This window comes from Streptomyces flavofungini, assembly GCF_041028215.1.
GTDB classification, from domain to species: domain Bacteria; phylum Actinomycetota; class Actinomycetes; order Streptomycetales; family Streptomycetaceae; genus Streptomyces; species Streptomyces flavofungini_B.
The window spans coordinates 1-1,727 of sequence record NZ_JASKYR010001067.1 but is presented as its reverse complement, the minus strand read 5'-3'; the positions used below and the strand labels follow the sequence as shown (position 1 = coordinate 1,727).

The 1,727-nt window shown below is 69.4% G+C and carries 1 protein-coding gene; it reads right to left on the bottom strand.

The window, feature by feature from the left end:
- Window positions 1-1,716: acyl-CoA dehydrogenase family protein (locus AB8Z36_RS38420; RefSeq protein WP_369217997.1), on the bottom strand; the 1,716-nt coding region annotated here is incomplete at its 3' end.
- Between the last annotated feature and the right edge of the window lie 11 nt (window positions 1,717-1,727).

Sequence of the window (1,727 nt, the reverse complement as noted above, 5' to 3'; positions counted from 1 at the left end):
CTCATAGGCGCCCGCGAGCGACTCCACGGTCTGCCAGACCCGGGCGGTGCGGGCCTCGTCGATGACGGGGCGCCGCACCGCGCCGAGCGCCCAGCTCTGCTGCTCGGCGGTGGCGGAGCCCTTGCCGTGCAGTTCGACGGAGTGCGCGGAGCAGTCGCGCACGAGGACGGCGAAGAGCTCGTCGAGCACGTCCTGGTCCAGGCCGGTCAGCCGGGCCTGCTCCAGGATGAGCTGGCCGTGCACGACGAGCGCGAAGAGCTGGCCGACGGAGAGGAGCAGGTCGAGGTCGCGGCTCTGCTCCTCATCGGGCGCCGCGGTGGTGACGAACGCGCAGAGGGCGTCGGCCTGTTCGCGGAAGCGGGCGACATTGGGGACGTCGGCGTACGCGTCGAAGGCGGGCCGCCAGTCGTGGAAGCGGACCGAGCCGAGCCCGCGGGCGGGGCCCTGGGCGAAGAGGAAGGCGTCGTCACCGGCTTCCGTGCGCGTCGGCACGGGCGCGTAATCGGCGGGGGCGAGCAGATGGTTGCGCATGAACTTCAGGATGAGGGCGAGGTTGACGTGGACCGTGCCCTCCAGCTTCGGCAGTGAGCGGATCTCCACGGCCGCCTGAGCGAAGTAGTTGTCCTTCTCGAAGCCCTTGGCCGCGATGACGTCCCACATCAGGTCGATGACCTTCTCGCCCTCGGTGGTCACCTTCATCTTCGTCATGGGGTTGAAGAGGAGGTAGCGGCGGTCGTCGGGTCCCGCGGAGCGGAAGTAGTCCACGGCACGGTCGCTGAACAGCTTCATCCCGACCAGGCGTACGTAGGCGTCGGTCAGCTCGCGGCGCACGTGCGGGAAGACGGTGACCGGACGGCCGTAGAGGATGCGCTGGTGGGCGTGGGTGACCGCCTCGTACATCGCGTGCTCGCAGATGCCGATCGACGCGGTGCAGAGGTTGAACTTGCCGACGTTGACCGTGTTGAGAGCGGCGTCGAAGGCGGCACGGCCGGTGTGCAGCACGTCCTCGGCGGCGACGGGATAGCGCTCCAGGCGGAACTCGCTGACGAACTTGGAGGAGTCGACGACGTTCTTCACCAGGTGGTACGCCGGGTGGCGGGAGTCGGCGGCGAAGAAGACGTACCCGTCGGGGCCCTCGACGTCGGTGCGGCGGCCGAAGACGGAGACCAGTCCGGCGGCGTTGCCGTTGCCGATGTAGTACTTGGCGCCGCTGGCCAGGAAGCCGCCCTCGGGGGTGGGGGTGAGCAGCATGTCGGTGGAGTAGATGTCGGCGCCGTGCGCCTTCTCCGACAGGCCGAAGGCGAACACCTCGCCCTGGGAGAGGAGTTCGGCGGCGCGCGTACGGGCGGCCTCGTTCCCGCTCTGCCAGACCGGGCCGAGGCCGAGGATGGTCACCTGCCAGGCGTACCAGTAGTCGAGCCCGTAGAAGCCGAAGATCTCGTTGAGGGCCGCGATCCGGGCGGTGTCCCAGCGCTTGTCCTTGTCCCGCTCCCCGTCGGCCGCCGCGACCGGGGTCAGGAAGGTGGCGAACAGTCCCTCCTTGGCGGCGAACTCAAGGAAGTCCGCGAGCCAGACGCGCTCGCGGTAGTCCTCGATCAGCCTGCGCTTGCCGCGGCTCTCGAACCAGTCCACGGTCGCGCGCAGCAGCCTGCGGGTCTCGGGGTCGAAGTGGGTCGGGTCGTAGGTGTGCGGGTTGAACAGCAGCGCTTCGGCCATGAGGGGGCGGT